This window comes from Acinetobacter pseudolwoffii, assembly GCF_002803605.1.
GTDB classification, from domain to species: domain Bacteria; phylum Pseudomonadota; class Gammaproteobacteria; order Pseudomonadales; family Moraxellaceae; genus Acinetobacter; species Acinetobacter pseudolwoffii.
This window is the reverse complement of record NZ_PHRG01000001.1, coordinates 1-15,143: the sequence shown is the minus strand read 5'-3', so window position 1 is coordinate 15,143 and position 15,143 is coordinate 1. Positions and strand designations below refer to the sequence as shown.

Here is a 15,143-nt window from a genome sequence, read left to right as displayed (position 1 = left end):
AGTCTGAGGACAAGATGATAGAAGTGGTAGATGGGCAGCGTCAGCTCAAGGGTTGTAAACGAATCGTTGTTAAAATCGGATCATCTTTACTCACAGCAAACGGACAAGGTTTAGATTTAGATGCCATCTCGCACTGGGCGGGACAAATCGCAGATCTACACAATGCAGGACACGAGATTATTCTGGTGTCTTCCGGTGCTGTGGCTGAAGGTATGGTGCGAATGAAACTTGAGAATCGACCCACCGATCTACCCAGTCTTCAGGCTTGTGCTGCCATTGGTCAGATGGGCCTGATTCATACCTGGTCAAGCGTACTGGAGAAACACCAGATTCGAACGGCGCAGGTATTATTGACCCATGATGATCTGGCAGATCGTCGCCGCTATCTCAATTCATGTGATGCTTTGCAGAACCTGATTGACTGGCGCGTGATTCCAGTGATCAATGAAAATGATACCGTTTCTACCGATGAAATCCGCTTTGGTGATAACGACACGCTGGCTGCCATGGTGGCAGGTCAGGTGCATGCCGATCTTCTGATTATCTTAACGGATCAGGAAGGTATGTTTGACTCAGATCCACGCTCGAATCCAGATGCCAAACTGTTCCATACGGTACGTGCGATGGATGAGAGCCTGTTTGATATGGCCGGTGGTGGTGGTAAATTTGGTCGCGGCGGCATGTTGACCAAAGTTCGTGCTGCACGACTGGCGGCAAAGTCCGGTTGTCCGACCTTAATTGCAAGCGGTGATAGTGATGCTGTGCTATCTCGTCTGATGTCTGGTGAATTGTTAGGAACCTTGTTTGTGACTGACAAAGATCGGATGACCGCGCATCAGCAATGGTTGGCAGCACACCTGCAAACGGCAGGTCGTTTGGTGATTGATGATGGTGCGGTAAAGGCCATTAAAGACAATCATCGTAGCTTGTTGCCTGTCGGCGTCAAAGCGGTTGAAGGACATTTTGAGCGCGGTGATGTGGTGGAATGTGTGGATACACAAGGTCACCGAATTGCAGTCGGTCGTGTTAACTTTAGTTCGCGTTCGGCAGATATTGTACGTGGTCTGGCTTCTGATAAAGTGCATCAGGTTTTAGGTGAAGCGCGTTCACTCGAGATGATTCACCGCAATCATATGGCGATCTACTAAGTCATTCAGATTTAAATTTCAATCATAAAAAATCCCGCTTTCGAGCGGGATTTTTTATGACATCTTAATGCGATTTATTTAATCCAGCCCATCCGGATTAATGGCGCAAACAGTGACTGATGAATAGTTAAAATAAACTGCATGAGTTTATCCTGATATTTCCACCACAATGGTAATCCAGCTAAATTTACTGTTATTGCAATCAGGAATGCACCCAGCATATCCATCGGAAAATGCACACCGACATAAACACGTGACCAAGCTACTAGCCAAGCTGTCCAGATTAGAATTCTTCCCAAATCACGTTGTGATGAAAAATAACAAGATAGGGCAATCCCACTAAAAATACTCATATGATTGCTGGGAAAAGAACCTGTAGGTGCATGTTCGATCAGGGTGCGACCAATATCTATTACAAACGGACGTGGGGTATTCAGGATCGCGGACAATACCTCGCTGATCGACAAGGTAATTGCTGTAAAAATAAATGCCTTGATAATGCCAGTTTTTACTTCATAACTGCCACGGAACCAGGCAATAGCAAAAATCAGCAGAAAGAGATAAACCAGATCATGCGCAATCAGGGAGGCATATTGGATCATCCAGATCGAGGCGTGTTCAGGTACATTTAGGATATGAAACAGGTAAAGATTCAGTTGGTCAAGAGACATGAGCAGAGAGGATTGGTACAAATGTCCGTTACTCTAAACCGGTCAAACCTCAATTCCTACCTGAGTTTGTATGAATTTGTAGCCTTGATTATTAAAGAATATTCAAATGATAGAAAACCACCCAAAAGGGTGGTTCTTAAAAATCCGAATAATATGATGAAATCTTATTTAAACTGAATCGCACCATTGGCACTCACCGTCATTTGCGATTCACCCGCAGCAACTTCCTGCTCTGGAACAGCCATATCCGCCGATGCAGCTTTCATCATGGCCATACGCGGTACAGGTTGTGGTGAATAGTTATTGGTATTCAGATTTAAGTTTACCAGTTGATAACTCGGTTTGTTCCAGGCTTGAGTCAGTGCCTGTGCGCGTTGCTGGAAGTTTTTAGAGGCTTCAATCATCAGCTCATTTTCGACTTTTTTGCGCTTTTCGTCTGAAACTTTGAAGTTAATCGACTGGGTCTGGAAGTGCTGTTGTAATTCAGCAATCAGTTGAGACGCCGCTTTAAAATCTTTCGATTCCAGACGAATCTGGGCACGTCCACGCCATTCTTTCAATTTGCGGTTATCATTGTCATAAATAGGGTAAGTGCTTTGTGCGCCCGTCTCGATTTTCACATTTGGATATTTGCGCGCTGTGGTAATGGCCTGATTCATTAGCTGGTTAATTTGTGTAGCCAATTCAGCTGGCTGTTTGTTGGATTTTTCAATATAAAGCACGGCATGCATTTCATCATTTGAGATTTCACGACTGGCCTCTGCTGAAAGATTCACAACATTGTAATTCAGCGATTCAGCCGGAGCTGCAAATGCGCCTGTGGCCAAGGTAGATGCAAGGATAAAACTGGTAAGTGCTAAGAGACGCATGAAATTGTCCTGTTTTTCTTAAAATTGGCCATCTAAGCCGTTGTTAAAATATTAAATCTCAATTGTGATCTTTTTACGAAATATTTGTGGTAAGAGTGTTAAATTTTCTTTCATTTTACACTCTTACTTGATTTATGTTTATCGTTAATAATTAAGTGCTTAATGGTGGATTTTAAGCTTTTTTGCCTGAATGTTAGCTGTGCTACAAAAAAGCATAAAAGAACCCGCTTTTCTTTCTGCTGTCACACTGTAAGATGATCATTCAGGTTATAGGTTGGTGTGATGTTTTTTTTCGATAAAGATTAGGACAAAATGCAACTGAAAGTTGTTTATTTTCCTGAAAAATTCGGTATCATCCGCCTCCTAGTTATTTAAATACAAACTGCTAGCTAGAACCTCTTTATAAAGCGCCGAGTCAAAGGACCAAACGTCACCAGACTTATTTCTTTCACCCATATCAGAGATGGTAATTCGATATGAGCGTTACTTCTGTAAACCCTGCCACCAATTCCACAAACGAATACTACTTGACTCGCCAAAGTCAGATGGAATCGAATGTGCGTAGTTATCCACGTAAATTACCGTTAGCGATAGCGAAAGCACAAGGTTGCTGGGTTACCGATGTTGAAGGTACTGAGTACCTTGATTGTTTAGCTGGGGCAGGGACGTTGGCATTGGGCCATAATCATCCTGCAGTCATTCAAAGTATCCAGGATACAATTGCAAGCGGCTTGCCATTGCATACACTGGATTTAACTACGCCTTTAAAAGATGCTTTTACTGAAGCACTTCTTTCTTATCTTCCAGGTGGTCAAGAAGAATACTGCTTGCAGTTCTGTGGCCCATCCGGTGCAGATGCAACAGAAGCAGCCATCAAACTTGCGAAAACCTTTACCGGTCGTAGCTCGGTGATCAGCTTCTCTGGTGGCTATCACGGTATGACGCATGGTGCATTGGCCATGACCGGTAACCTGTCTGCGAAAAACGCAGTTAACGGTTTGATGCCAGGCGTTCAATTCATGCCGTATCCGCATGAATACCGTTGCCCATTGGGTCTTGGTGGTGAAGCGGGTGTTGACGCTTTAACGTATTTCTTTGAAAACTTCATTGAAGATGTAGAAAGCGGCGTGACTAAACCGGCAGCTGTGATTCTTGAAGCAATTCAAGGGGAAGGCGGTGTGGTAACTGCACCTGTGAAATGGTTGAAGAAAATCCGTGAAGTGACTGAAAAGCACAACATCGTGTTGATTCTTGATGAAGTTCAAGCGGGCTTTGCACGTTCAGGTAAAATGTTTGCCTTTGAACATGCGGGCATCGAACCTGATGTGGTGGTGATGTCTAAAGCTGTTGGTGGTAGCTTGCCGCTCGCAGTACTCGGTATTAAACGTAAGTTTGATGCTTGGCAGCCAGCAGGTCATACCGGTACGTTCCGTGGTAACCAGTTGGCAATGGGTACAGGTCTTGCAACGATCAATACCATTAAAGAACAAAACCTGGCGCAAAATGCCCAAGAACGCGGTGATTTCCTGCAAGCTGAGATTAAAAAATTAGCTGCCGAATTCCCATGTATTGGTAACGTGCGCGGTCGCGGTTTGATGATTGGTGTTGAAATTGTGGACGAGCGCCAAAAGGCAGATCACATGGGTTCTTTACCTGCTGATGGTCAGTTGGCAGCAGCGATCCAGACGGCATGTTTCAACAATAAATTATTGCTTGAGAAAGGTGGTCGTAACGGTACGGTAATTCGTTTACTTTGCCCATTGATCATCACACATGACGAATGTGTTGAAGTGATTGCTCGCTTTAAGAAAGCAGTTGCTGAAGCTCTTGTTGCAGTTCGAGGCGCATAATTCATGGTAGATTTTGCAGAACATCGTAAAGCTTTACTTTGTAATGATGCTGCATCCATCGCTGACTACCAGTCAGCCATGGATCAAGCGACCAAAGCGGTTGCAGCATGGTTGCAAAATGACAAAATGTACACGGGTGGCAGCATTAACGAGCTGCGCAGCGCGATTGCGTTTAATCCTTCTAAACAGGGGTTGGGTGTAGAGAAATCTTTAGAGCGTATGGTTGAACTTTTTCTGAATAAAAGTTTAAAAGTTCATCATCCGCATTCGCTTGCGCATTTGCATTGTCCAACCATGGTGACCAGCCAGATTGCGGAAGTACTGATTAACGCAACCAACCAGTCAATGGACTCATGGGATCAAAGCCCGGCCGGTTCATTGATGGAAGTTCAGTTAATCGACTGGTTACGTCAAAAAGTAGGCTATGGCGCAGGTCAGGCAGGCGTATTCACCTCTGGTGGTACACAGTCTAACCTGATGGGCGTACTGCTGGCACGTGATGCTTGCATCGCGAAAAACTGGAAAGACGAAAACGGTAAGCCGTGGTCGGTTCAACGTGATGGTATTCCTGCGGATGCGATGCGTAATGTCAAAGTCATCTGTTCTGAAAATGCACATTTCTCTGTGCAAAAGAACATGGCGATGATGGGCATGGGTTTCCAGTCAGTGGTGACTGTTCCTGTCGATGAAAATGCGCGCATGGACATGGACGCACTGGAAAAAACCATGGCGCACCTTCAAAACGAAGGCAAAATCGTGGCATGTGTGGTGGCAACTGCGGGTACTACCGATGCAGGTGCAATCGATCCACTGAAGAAAGTCCGTGAAATCACCAACCAATATGGCGCGTGGATGCACATCGATGCAGCTTGGGGTGGTGCTTTAATTCTGTCTAATGATCATCGCGATATGTTAGATGGTATCGAGCTGTCTGATTCGATTACGCTCGATTTCCATAAGCATTATTTCCAGACCATTTCGTGTGGCGCGTTCTTGCTGAAAGACGAAGCAAACTATCGTTTCATGCATTATGAAGCGGAGTACTTGAACTCTGCCTATGATGAAGAACATGGTGTGCCGAACCTGGTATCGAAGTCACTACAAACCACGCGTCGTTTTGATGCCTTGAAATTGTGGATGACGGTGGAAGCATTAGGTGAAGAGCTTTATGGTTCGATGATCGATCATGGGGTTGGCTTAACGCGTGATGTAGCAGACTACATTAAAGCGACTGACGGTCTGGAGCTTCTGCTTGAGCCGCAATTTGCCTCTGTGCTGTTCCGTGTGGTTCCAGCGGGCTATCCGGTTGAACTTTTAGATACACTGAACCAGAACGTAGCAGATGAACTATTTGCACGTGGTGAAGCGAATATTGGTGTGACGAAAGTCGGTCAGGTTCAGTCTCTGAAAATGACCACTTTAAGCCCGGTTGCAACGCTGGATAACGTGAAGAACTTGCTGGCACTGGTGCTTGCAGAAGCGGATCGTATCAAAGATTCAATCGCTGATGGGACTTATACGCCACCCATTGCATAAGTAATGGTGGTGTGAAAAAGGAGATCGAAATGATCTCCTTTTTTTATTTTTGAGTCATAGAATGATCAATTCTATAGGTAGATTCATCAGAAAAATACCGAGTATATGTACTTATTTTAAGCTGTTATAAAATCGTCATCTAATTATGTAACGCTAGGGAGCAGGATTTATCCTGAGTTCAGGTTTATAAAAATTGTTACATGTCATTGGTCTAAAATTTTTTATTGAAGTGAATGACAAAAAGAACTTAATCATTGAAATCCATAAAAATTTAATCAAGAAAAAACTGCTAGATTAAAAATCACTAAATCGTAATAAAGCTGTAACTTATCTGTCATATTCTAAAATCAAAATGCAGGTATCGAAAGAAGTACAAAACTGAATAAAAAGTGGCGTACTCCAAATTGTATAAATGAGAGAGATACTAGAATGCGCTTTACAAATATAGCTTTAGCATTAGCATTAACAGGGGCAGCTGCTGTAACGACTGCACATGCAGCTCGTGACACGATTCAAATTGCAGGTTCTTCAACTGTACTTCCATATGCCAGTATCGTGGCGGAAGAATTCGGTAATACTTTTCCACAGTTTAAAACACCAGTTGTCGGTTCTGGCGGTTCGTCAGGCGGTTTGAAGCAGTTCTGTAATGGCGTGGGTGATAACACCATTGATATCGCGAATTCTTCGCGTCAAATCAAATCTACCGAGCTGGCTGAATGTAAAAAGAACGGCGTTAACCAAGTATTAGAAATCAAAATCGGTTATGACGGTATCGTATTTGCTTCAAATGCCAATAAAGCGGCTTATAAGTTGCGTCCACAGCATGTCTTTGCTGCACTTGCTGCACAACTTCCATCAAATGGCAAAATGGTCGCCAATCCGTATACACGCTGGAACCAAATTGACAAAGCACTTCCGAATGAGCCGATCACGCTGGTGATTCCTGCTTCGAATCATGGCACGCGCGAAGTGTTCCAGGAGAAAATGGTGGATGCAGGTTGTGAATCGTATGCTGCAATTAAGTCTCTAGACAAAGATGCCAAGAAAAAAGCCTGTACCACATTCCGTAAAGATGGCCGTGTAGTTGAAATTGCAGGCGACTATACCGAAACACTGGCACGTTTGAAAACTTCTCCAAGTGCAGTCGGGGTGTTTGGTCTGGGCTTCTATGACCAGAACCGTGACCGCTTACGTGTTGCAACTGTGAACAATGTAGCACCTTCTGAAAAAACGATTTTGAATGGTGCTTATCCGGTATCACGCCCATTGTTCTTCTACGTGAAAGGCGAGCACTTGAAATCAATCAAAGGCTTACCGCAATTCACAGAATACTTTCTGAACAAGAAAGTATCTGGCAAAGGCTCTAAGCTGGAAAAAGCAGGTCTGATTTCAATGTCTGATAAAGAACGTGCAGCAGTCCTGGCAAATTTCAAGGCTGGTAAAGCGGTTGTAGTGAAGTAATAAATGATTTTGAAAATGCTGGTGGTAGGGTCAACCTACCATCGGCTTTTTGCGATAAACAAGTTTTTTCAAACCATGAAAATTGAGAAAACAGTGGAGAATACATGAATCTGCTACTTATAGGTGTGTTATTGGCGATTATGGCCATAGCCTATCAAATCGGATTAAGTAAAAGCCGTAACTTAGCAGGTAAGGGAAGCAATTCTGCAAACTTACACTCGCGTCCCGGATATTATGGTGCACTGGTTGCACTGTGGTGTGGTATCCCTGCGTTTTTAATTTTGATTGTTTGGAATATGGTTGAGCCAAGTTTTCTGGAGCAAGTGGTACTCAACCATTTGCCGCAGGATATTTCGGCCAATCTGGATCCGGCAAGTCTGGGCGTTGTTGTTGATCGCGTTCAGGCACTTGCCTCAGGTTTCGGTGTCAGTGATACACCTGCAGCCTATGAACTGGCCGCAGCAGAACAGTTAGCTAAATTTTCGACCATTGGGACTTTTGCCAAATTGGCAGTGGTGATTTCGGCTGCACTGGCAGGTCTGGTCTGGGCCAAAAAACGTATTAGCCAGGAATTCCGCGCACGTAACCAAGTCGAGAAAATGATTAATATCGGCTTGGCATTGTGTTCGGGTGTGGCAATTCTAACCACGCTCGGGATTGTCATGTCGATGTTTGGTGAAGCGATGCGCTTCTTCAGCTTCGTCAGTCCACTGGATTTCTTCTTTGGTACCGAATGGAACCCGGGTTTTAGTACTTCTGGCAGTGCCGAGGGCAGTTACGGTTTATTGCCACTGCTGTGGGGTACGCTCATGGTCAGTGCGATCGCACTTTTGGTCGCGGTACCGGTCGGCCTGATGATTGCGATCTATCTGGCAGAATATGCATCACCGCGCTTCCGTTCTTGGGCAAAACCGACCATTGAAGTGTTGGCGGGTATTCCTACGATTGTTTATGGTGTCTTTGCCTTGATGATCATCGGTCCATTTCTTAAAGCCATGGGTGCCATGGTCGGACTCGAAATTAATGCCACCAGTGCGCTGACCGCGGGTCTGGTGATGGGCATCATGATTATTCCATTCGTATCTTCTCTATCCGATGACATTATTACCCAGGTGCCACGTGCCTTACGTGATGGTTCTCTGGGGCTAGGTGCAACCAAATCTGAAACGATCCGTCAGGTGGTTTTACCTGCAGCTTTGCCGGGTATTATTGGTGCTTTCCTGTTGGCAGCATCCCGTGCGATTGGTGAAACCATGATCGTGGTACTTGCAGCGGGGAACAGTCCGCAGCTGCATGCCAATCCACTTGAAGCCGTGTCTACGGTCACCATTACCATCGTCAATCAATTAACAGGTGATACCGACTTTGCCAGTCCGCAAGCACTGGTGGCCTTTGCCCTGGGACTGACCTTATTTGTGATTACCCTAGGTTTGAACATTGTTGCACTGATCATCGTGCGTAAATATCGTGAGCAATACGACTAATGAGTACTTCAAATACAACGCCTGTGGATCAGCGTGTTGATCCATCCGTCGCTGCCGAGCTGCGTGAAAAGCGTAAGAAGACCATTCAAAGCTCTTTGGGGCGACGTCATCGTAAAGAAAAAACATTCCGTCTATTTGGTTTCTCTGCGGTATTGGCCGGTCTGTTCTTTGTGGTATTGCTCTTCGGCAGTATTTTATCCAAAGGTTTGCCTGCCTTCTGGCAAAGCAGCATGAGTTTGCCGATTCATTTCGATCCGGCCATTGTAGAGATTGGTCCAAAACCCAAGCCAGCTGCGGGAGAGTCTCCGGCGCAGTTTGAAGAGCGTATGATTGCCTGGCAAATGGATGTCGGCATGGTGGACTGGGATGCACTGATCATCAACGGCATGATCGCCAGAGACAGCAAGCTGGAAAGTCAGCGTGATGAACTGGGTTATTTATATACCAGTTCTGAGGCTTATCGCTTACGTGACATGGTCATGAATGATCCAAGTCTGGTCGGTCAAAGCACAGAGGTTAAAATTCTGGCAGATGCCAATGTCGATGTCTGGCTGGCGGGTAATATTGATCGTTCGTTACCAGCAGAACAGCAGCAGCTCAGTCCTGAAGTACGCCAGGTGGCGGACGAGATGAAAGCCTCAGGTGTAATCGAAAACAGTTTCAATACTAATATTTTTACCAGCCCTGACTCGCGTAGTTCACCGGCAACGTCAGGTCTGGCAGGCGCTTTCATGGGCTCGCTGTTCATGATGATGATCGTGATTTTTATCTCGATTCCAATTGGGGTGGCATCTGCGATCTATCTGGAAGAGTTTGCGCCGAAAAACTGGATTACCGATATTGTCGAAGTCAACATCAACAACCTGGCAGCAGTCCCATCGATTGTGTTTGGTTTGCTGGGTGCCGCGATCTTTATTGGCTGGATGCATTTACCGCTATCGGCCCCTCTGGTCGGTGGTCTAGTGCTGAGTCTGATGACTTTGCCAACTGTCATCATTACCACACGTGCATCGCTTAAAGCGGTTCCACCTTCGATTCGTCAGGCAGCGTTGGGCTTGGGTGCTTCACGACTGCAAACGGTTTTTCATCATGTCTTGCCATTGGCTTTGCCGGGTATTTTAACTGGCGCCATTATCGGAGTTGCGCAGGCATTAGGGGAAACCGCACCCTTGTTATTAATCGGGATGAGTGCTTTCGTTGCCAGCGTTCCAGCCACACCATTTGATCAGTCTACAGCGTTACCTGTGCAGATTTTCTTATGGCAGGGCAATGAGTTACGTAACTTCTTTGAAGGGCGTACCGCAGCAGCAATTATTGTACTTCTGGCCATGATGATCAGCTTGAACAGTCTGGCCATCTGGTTACGTAAAAAGTTTGAAGTCCGTTGGTAATAGGGGCAGAATCATGAACACAACTGTTATTCAAAACTCCTTAAAAAAGGATCAATCCGTGAATCCACAACAGACACAATTCACTAATGATGAGGCTACACCAAAGCCAGCAACATCGTTTGTCTCCCAATTCGATACGCAAAGTAGCAGCAAAAAAGATGAAAAGTCGACAAATGTGAAACTGAGTACATCTGATGTGCATGTGTACTATGGGGAAGCGGAAGCGATTAAAGGCATTGACCTGAACATTTATGAAAATGAAGTGATTGCCTTTATTGGCCCATCAGGCTGTGGTAAATCAACCTTTCTGCGTACCTTAAACCGCATGAACGACACCATTGACAGTTGCCGTGTGACCGGTAAAGTCATGCTGGACAATCAGGACATTTATGATCCAAACCTGGATGTGGTCTTGCTACGTGCTCAGGTGGGTATGGTATTCCAGAAGCCAAACCCGTTTCCAAAGTCTATTTTTGATAACGTTGCCTATGGCCCGAAACTGCATGGCTTGGCGCGTGACAAATACGATCTTGAAGAAATTGTCGAAGGCAGTTTACGTAAAGCCGGTTTATGGGAAGAAGTGAAAGACCGTTTAAACCAGCCGGGTACAGGCTTGTCGGGTGGTCAGCAACAGCGTTTGTGTATTGCACGTACCATTGCCGTTTCTCCTGAAGTGATTCTGATGGATGAGCCATGTTCTGCACTCGATCCAATTGCAACAGCAAAAGTGGAAGAGCTGATTTCTGAACTTTCAACGCAATACACCATTGCGATTGTAACGCACTCCATGCAACAGGCAGCGCGTGTCTCTGATCGTACTGCGTATTTCCATCTGGGTGATTTGATTGAAGTGAATGCGACCGAAAAAGTTTTTACCCAGCCAGATCATCAGTTGACTGAAGCCTATATTACCGGGCGTTTTGGTTAATCAATATTTAACGAAATCTTTTAAAACAGAATCTTAGGATTCTGTTTTTTTTGTTATGCTATATGTGAGCTTTGAAAACTATAAATCAAATCCAGATGCGTAATTATAATTTGACCAAGAAAGAGGGAAAGGTTGTTGCCCAAGCACAGCAAGAGTTATATCGAGCATTATTCGGCTCAGTGAATTTTCCAAGAAATCTAAGCATCTTTTTAGTTGGTGTTAGTCTTTTTATAGCGACTTTGGTTCTGCATGAGGGCTGGTTTCCAACCTCGCAAAGTCGAGGCATGACCAATTATCATCGATGGTTATATGATGTTTATGTGATGGTATCCGTATTCATTGTGCCTCTCATCTATCTGCGTTTTAGGCAACTCAGAGGCTCTGTCGCTTTCCGAAGAAAATGGAACTCATATATTCGAGCTTATGCACAGTATCAATTCAAGTTGAAACATGTGGTTGAAAGTGTAGATATAGATGTGGTTGAAAGTGTAGATATAGATAATGATTGGTCTGGTCAGCAAAAAATGACGAATTCATTTCTACGATATTTTTTGAAACATCCATGGTTTCAATATCTAGTGATTGGTGTCGTGATTTATGGTTGTATTGCAATGTATGTTTGGGTTACACCATTTACGAGTAGCAGAGGGTCGAGTTTTTGGATTCTTGCGTGGTGGCCAATCAATGCTTTGATTATAGGTGTACTCTATTATAGCCAATTTCCTTTATTTATAAGATTGTTGTCGATTGCTGAAGTACATCGGCAATATCAAATTTTGCAACTAAAAGCAGTGCGAGAGAATTCAGTTAATAATATGGTTGAAAAAATACCAAAGTGACCTAATCTAAAGCTATAAGCCGAATTAAATAGAGAATAGATTTTTTATGTTATTTCATAGTCCGAAACTGCCCGCTGAAATCCGTATCAGTCATTTAAATGCGCGTATCAATGAACAACGAAAAAAAATAGCGCAAACGACTGCATCTAAATTCGAGCTGTTACAGCTGTCACAGCAGCTGTCTAAAGAAGCACGTGCCCGTAAGAAAACCAATCAGAAAATCTATGTCTTGGACTTTAAAGGCGATATGGCTGCTTCTGCGGTCGAAAGTTTACGTGAAGAAATTACCCTGATCTTATCCACGGCTAAAGCGGGACGTGACCGTGTTGTGGTACGTTTAGAAAGCCCGGGTGGTATGGTGCATGGCTATGGTTTGGCTGCTGCTCAACTGGTACGTTTACGTGATGCCGGTTTTCACTTGACCATCTGTGTCGATAAAGTCGCGGCCAGTGGCGGTTATATGATGGCCTGTATCGCCAATGAAATTATTTCTGCACCATTTGCGATTGTGGGTTCAATTGGTGTAGTTGCTCAAGTGCCGAACTTTAACCGTCTGCTCAAAGAAAACAAGATTGATTTCGAACTCTATACCGCAGGTCAGTATAAACGTACCGTGACCATGTTTGGTGAAAACACCAAAGAGGGCAAAGCCAAGTTTGAGGAAGAATTGCAGCAGACTCATGCTTTATTCAAACACTTTGTTGAGAAGTATCGCCCGCAGCTGAATGTTGAAAAAGTGGCCACTGGCGAGCACTGGTATGGCCGTGATGCACTGGATCTGAATCTGGTAGATAAACTGCAAACTTCAGATGAATATTTACTGAACTTGCTAACCCAGCATGATGTTTATTCGATCCAGACCCGCAAGAAACCAACCTTAGGTGAAAAACTGGGCCTGCAAGCAGCGCAAATTGCAGATTCACTGGTGCCGACCGTAATGAATAAGGTCATGGAAAGCTTAAGCAAAGCCAATGCGAATCTGGTGCAAATGCGCGATCCGAAACTTTAATTTATTGCTCTGTAAATGATATGGAAAGCTCACTCTGGTGGGCTTTTTTGTTTTTTAAATCAAATCATTATGATATAAGTGAAGTATTTTGGTTGAGTCTAGGCTCATATGCTCACGTTTATTTTATTATTGGGATTTTTTAGCATCGTGTTTATTCCGATGTTATCTATGCTCTATGCTGAAGCCAAATTCATAAAAGACGATTCAAAGAAGATTTTGTTTTGGCTAAGCTTTCTACCCGGCGCATGCATTTTTCTATTATATGGTGTTTTAAAGCCAAATAATCCTCCCGTTACTCCATCGAAAGAATGTGGTGTGGTGCAGTCTTATCAGGTATATAAAACTCGAGGCGGAACTCAGCATGAAAACGTGATCATTCGCTTTAATGGTGCCAAGTATAGTCGTTATTTATATTTCGATAAGCATTTTGAGAAAATGCCGAAAGGTCAAAAGATCTGTTTTGAATACTTAGATAAGTTTAAATACCCCCACTTGCCAAAGTCTAAGTTTGTTAAATGGATTGACCCGACTGAAATGCCGACCATTGCTGAAGCTAATCAGATAAAATAAAGCATATTTTACTGTTAGAGCAGAAACATGGCTGTAGCTGAAGCATATCTTGCAACGCAAAACTGTTATTTTAATTATGAGTTTGAAGAATTGGATCTGGATGATTTTCCTGAGGAGTTATCTGCGTCACTGCGTGGCATGATGTTCCGCCATGAAATCCAATATCCTGATGCAAGCTATTTCATTTATTACAGTGAAATGTTGAGCGGGAGTGAATTGCAGAAAATGAAAGATGACTGGACGCGCTATTGCCCACTCCCATGATTGCAAAATATAAATGTCATGAAAGATGTGATCACAAACTTTGATTCAATGAAATTCTGATTTTAAAAGTTCACTTCGGTGGGCTTTTTATTTTTTGTAAAAGCAGGATACTACCGGTAAATATCGCGCCTAATGTGGCAAGCAGGATATCTTTATGCGCATCCCAGCTATCACCTTGCTGTCCATTATAGTTCTCCGCTTCTGCGGGAGATAAGCCAATCGCAATCAACCATTCCAGCCATTCATAGAGCATGCTGCTGGCCACTACAAACTGAATCACCAGCAGGAAAATGACCACAGGTTTTTGCTGCGGTAACCAGACCTGAAACAGGCGATAGAAAACGGGGTAGAGTAATAATCCATAGGCCAGATGAACAAAACGGTCAAACATATTGCGTGACCAGTGCATCGCTTCATTCAGATTAAAACCAAAAATCTGCTCAATCCACTGGTTATAAGGCACATAGGAATACAGGTAGTGTGCGGCAATCACATGAACAATCAGGAAAAGAATATACAGGTTAAAACTTAAAAAATTCAGCCCAATTTTATACAGACAGAGCAGCAGCATGATGATCATGAAAACCGTGCCGGCCTGATGCAAGAGATACGCTTCCAGTTCTAAAGGATGAATACTGGCAAGCAGAATCGCCAGAATTAAAATACCCATGCTCGCATAATGCTTGGCGGAAAGTCGCTGCTCAATCATGTCGTTATGATGAAATATCGTTTTTAGAATAAAACACATTACGCCAATCTCAACTTAAAATGAGTTTTTCGAGTTGAATTGGCGAATGGTCAAGCTTCTTATTCAAAACAACGCAGACGGTGTGTGACAGAATCTTTCTGATAAAGCGATGTGATAAATGCCATAAATCTTTTGCTCTTACTTTTTGGATATTAAAGCGATCTACCAACTGGCCAATGACGGTCTCAATTTTTCTTCTAGCCTTCATCAACACTCTCATTGATTCTTTAGGTCTGAGATCAAGCATATTCTTTCTAAATGGTGTCTGTAAATCAACATATTGAAATTTATAGTATTCGATTAAGCTTGGTCTTAAATAGCCTTTATCTGCTCCCAATAATCCATGAATGTGTGTTGTAATTTCTGGTGCAATAT

15 protein-coding genes are annotated in these 15,143 nt (G+C 43.7%); 11 read left to right on the top strand and 4 right to left on the bottom strand.

Going from position 1 to position 15,143, the window contains the following annotated elements:
* Positions 1 to 14 precede the first annotated feature (14 nt).
* Positions 15 to 1,148, top strand: a complete 1,134-nt coding sequence (gene proB / locus CWI32_RS00075) for a glutamate 5-kinase (protein WP_074383013.1) — start codon at positions 15 to 17, stop codon at positions 1,146 to 1,148.
* 74 nt (positions 1,149 to 1,222) lie between these two features.
* Here the strand turns inward: proB and CWI32_RS00070 are convergent, their stop codons facing one another.
* Together CWI32_RS00070 and CWI32_RS00065 are read right to left on the bottom strand one after the other, a co-directional pair.
* On the bottom strand, positions 1,223 to 1,819 hold the full coding sequence (locus tag CWI32_RS00070) for a phosphatase PAP2 family protein (protein ID WP_005096450.1): 597 nt from the start codon (positions 1,817 to 1,819) through the stop codon (positions 1,223 to 1,225).
* Positions 1,820 to 1,983: 164 nt separating this feature from the next.
* Positions 1,984 to 2,688: an SIMPL domain-containing protein gene (locus tag CWI32_RS00065; RefSeq protein ID WP_100534361.1), complete on the bottom strand. Its 705-nt coding sequence runs from the start codon at positions 2,686 to 2,688 to the stop codon at positions 1,984 to 1,986.
* A 476-nt stretch (positions 2,689 to 3,164) separates the two neighbouring features.
* On the opposite strand from CWI32_RS00065, the gene CWI32_RS00060 reads away from it, so the two are divergent.
* The 10 genes from CWI32_RS00060 to CWI32_RS00015 all read left to right on the top strand — a co-directional run bounded on the left by CWI32_RS00060 (position 3,165) and on the right by CWI32_RS00015 (position 14,020).
* Complete coding sequence (locus CWI32_RS00060) at positions 3,165 to 4,538, top strand: diaminobutyrate--2-oxoglutarate transaminase (protein ID WP_005096454.1); 1,374 nt, start codon at positions 3,165 to 3,167, stop codon at positions 4,536 to 4,538.
* A 3-nt stretch (positions 4,539 to 4,541) separates the two neighbouring features.
* The gene (locus tag CWI32_RS00055; protein ID WP_100534360.1) at positions 4,542 to 6,074 is read left to right on the top strand and encodes a pyridoxal phosphate-dependent decarboxylase family protein; all 1,533 of its coding nucleotides are present in this window, start codon (positions 4,542 to 4,544) and stop codon (positions 6,072 to 6,074) included.
* A 429-nt stretch (positions 6,075 to 6,503) separates the two neighbouring features.
* On the top strand, positions 6,504 to 7,535 hold the full coding sequence (locus tag CWI32_RS00050; protein ID WP_074383001.1) for a substrate-binding domain-containing protein: 1,032 nt from the start codon (positions 6,504 to 6,506) through the stop codon (positions 7,533 to 7,535).
* 104 nt (positions 7,536 to 7,639) lie between these two features.
* On the top strand, positions 7,640 to 9,019 hold the full coding sequence (gene pstC, locus CWI32_RS00045; protein WP_005096457.1) for a phosphate ABC transporter permease subunit PstC: 1,380 nt from the start codon (positions 7,640 to 7,642) through the stop codon (positions 9,017 to 9,019).
* The gene (gene pstA / locus CWI32_RS00040) at positions 9,019 to 10,410 is read left to right on the top strand and encodes a phosphate ABC transporter permease PstA (protein ID WP_005096458.1); all 1,392 of its coding nucleotides are present in this window, start codon (positions 9,019 to 9,021) and stop codon (positions 10,408 to 10,410) included. The genes pstC and pstA overlap by 1 nt, the downstream gene beginning before the upstream one ends.
* A gap of 13 nt (positions 10,411 to 10,423) precedes the next feature.
* A complete protein-coding gene (gene pstB / locus CWI32_RS00035) occupies positions 10,424 to 11,338 on the top strand; it encodes a phosphate ABC transporter ATP-binding protein PstB (RefSeq protein ID WP_100534359.1) in 915 nt (304 codons plus the stop codon).
* A gap of 95 nt (positions 11,339 to 11,433) precedes the next feature.
* Positions 11,434 to 12,177: a hypothetical protein gene (locus CWI32_RS00030; protein ID WP_100534737.1), complete on the top strand. Its 744-nt coding sequence runs from the start codon at positions 11,434 to 11,436 to the stop codon at positions 12,175 to 12,177.
* A 46-nt stretch (positions 12,178 to 12,223) separates the two neighbouring features.
* A complete protein-coding gene (gene sohB / locus CWI32_RS00025; protein ID WP_100534358.1) occupies positions 12,224 to 13,186 on the top strand; it encodes a protease SohB in 963 nt (320 codons plus the stop codon).
* Between the two features lie 108 nt (positions 13,187 to 13,294).
* A complete protein-coding gene (locus CWI32_RS00020; protein ID WP_100534357.1) occupies positions 13,295 to 13,756 on the top strand; it encodes a hypothetical protein in 462 nt (153 codons plus the stop codon).
* A 27-nt stretch (positions 13,757 to 13,783) separates the two neighbouring features.
* On the top strand, positions 13,784 to 14,020 hold the full coding sequence (locus CWI32_RS00015; protein ID WP_100534356.1) for a hypothetical protein: 237 nt from the start codon (positions 13,784 to 13,786) through the stop codon (positions 14,018 to 14,020).
* A 70-nt stretch (positions 14,021 to 14,090) separates the two neighbouring features.
* Here the strand turns inward: CWI32_RS00015 and CWI32_RS00010 are convergent, their stop codons facing one another.
* Together CWI32_RS00010 and CWI32_RS00005 are read right to left on the bottom strand one after the other, a co-directional pair.
* Complete coding sequence (locus CWI32_RS00010) at positions 14,091 to 14,729, bottom strand: DUF2238 domain-containing protein (protein WP_100534736.1); 639 nt, start codon at positions 14,727 to 14,729, stop codon at positions 14,091 to 14,093.
* 49 nt (positions 14,730 to 14,778) lie between these two features.
* A partial coding sequence (locus tag CWI32_RS00005) for a transposase (protein WP_213064368.1) occupies positions 14,779 to 15,143 on the bottom strand: 365 nt, incomplete at its 5' end.

What these genes read in the sequence shown, in the direction of transcription:
- sohB (WP_100534358.1), top strand. Translation starts at nt 12,224, where the DNA reads ATGTTATTTCATAGTCCGAAACTGCCCGCTGAAATCCGTATCAGTCAT.
- pstB (WP_100534359.1), top strand. Translation starts at nt 10,424, where the DNA reads ATGAACACAACTGTTATTCAAAACTCCTTAAAAAAGGATCAATCCGTG.
- CWI32_RS00010 (WP_100534736.1), bottom strand. Translation starts at nt 14,729, where the DNA reads ATGATTGAGCAGCGACTTTCCGCCAAGCATTATGCGAGCATGGGTATT.
- CWI32_RS00055 (WP_100534360.1), top strand. Translation starts at nt 4,542, where the DNA reads ATGGTAGATTTTGCAGAACATCGTAAAGCTTTACTTTGTAATGATGCT.
- CWI32_RS00015 (WP_100534356.1), top strand. Translation starts at nt 13,784, where the DNA reads ATGGCTGTAGCTGAAGCATATCTTGCAACGCAAAACTGTTATTTTAAT.
- CWI32_RS00065 (WP_100534361.1), bottom strand. Translation starts at nt 2,688, where the DNA reads ATGCGTCTCTTAGCACTTACCAGTTTTATCCTTGCATCTACCTTGGCC.
- proB (WP_074383013.1), top strand. Translation starts at nt 15, where the DNA reads ATGATAGAAGTGGTAGATGGGCAGCGTCAGCTCAAGGGTTGTAAACGA.
- CWI32_RS00060 (WP_005096454.1), top strand. Translation starts at nt 3,165, where the DNA reads ATGAGCGTTACTTCTGTAAACCCTGCCACCAATTCCACAAACGAATAC.
- CWI32_RS00050 (WP_074383001.1), top strand. Translation starts at nt 6,504, where the DNA reads ATGCGCTTTACAAATATAGCTTTAGCATTAGCATTAACAGGGGCAGCT.
- CWI32_RS00020 (WP_100534357.1), top strand. Translation starts at nt 13,295, where the DNA reads ATGCTCACGTTTATTTTATTATTGGGATTTTTTAGCATCGTGTTTATT.
- pstC (WP_005096457.1), top strand. Translation starts at nt 7,640, where the DNA reads ATGAATCTGCTACTTATAGGTGTGTTATTGGCGATTATGGCCATAGCC.
- pstA (WP_005096458.1), top strand. Translation starts at nt 9,019, where the DNA reads ATGAGTACTTCAAATACAACGCCTGTGGATCAGCGTGTTGATCCATCC.
- CWI32_RS00070 (WP_005096450.1), bottom strand. Translation starts at nt 1,819, where the DNA reads ATGTCTCTTGACCAACTGAATCTTTACCTGTTTCATATCCTAAATGTA.
- CWI32_RS00030 (WP_100534737.1), top strand. Translation starts at nt 11,434, where the DNA reads ATGCGTAATTATAATTTGACCAAGAAAGAGGGAAAGGTTGTTGCCCAA.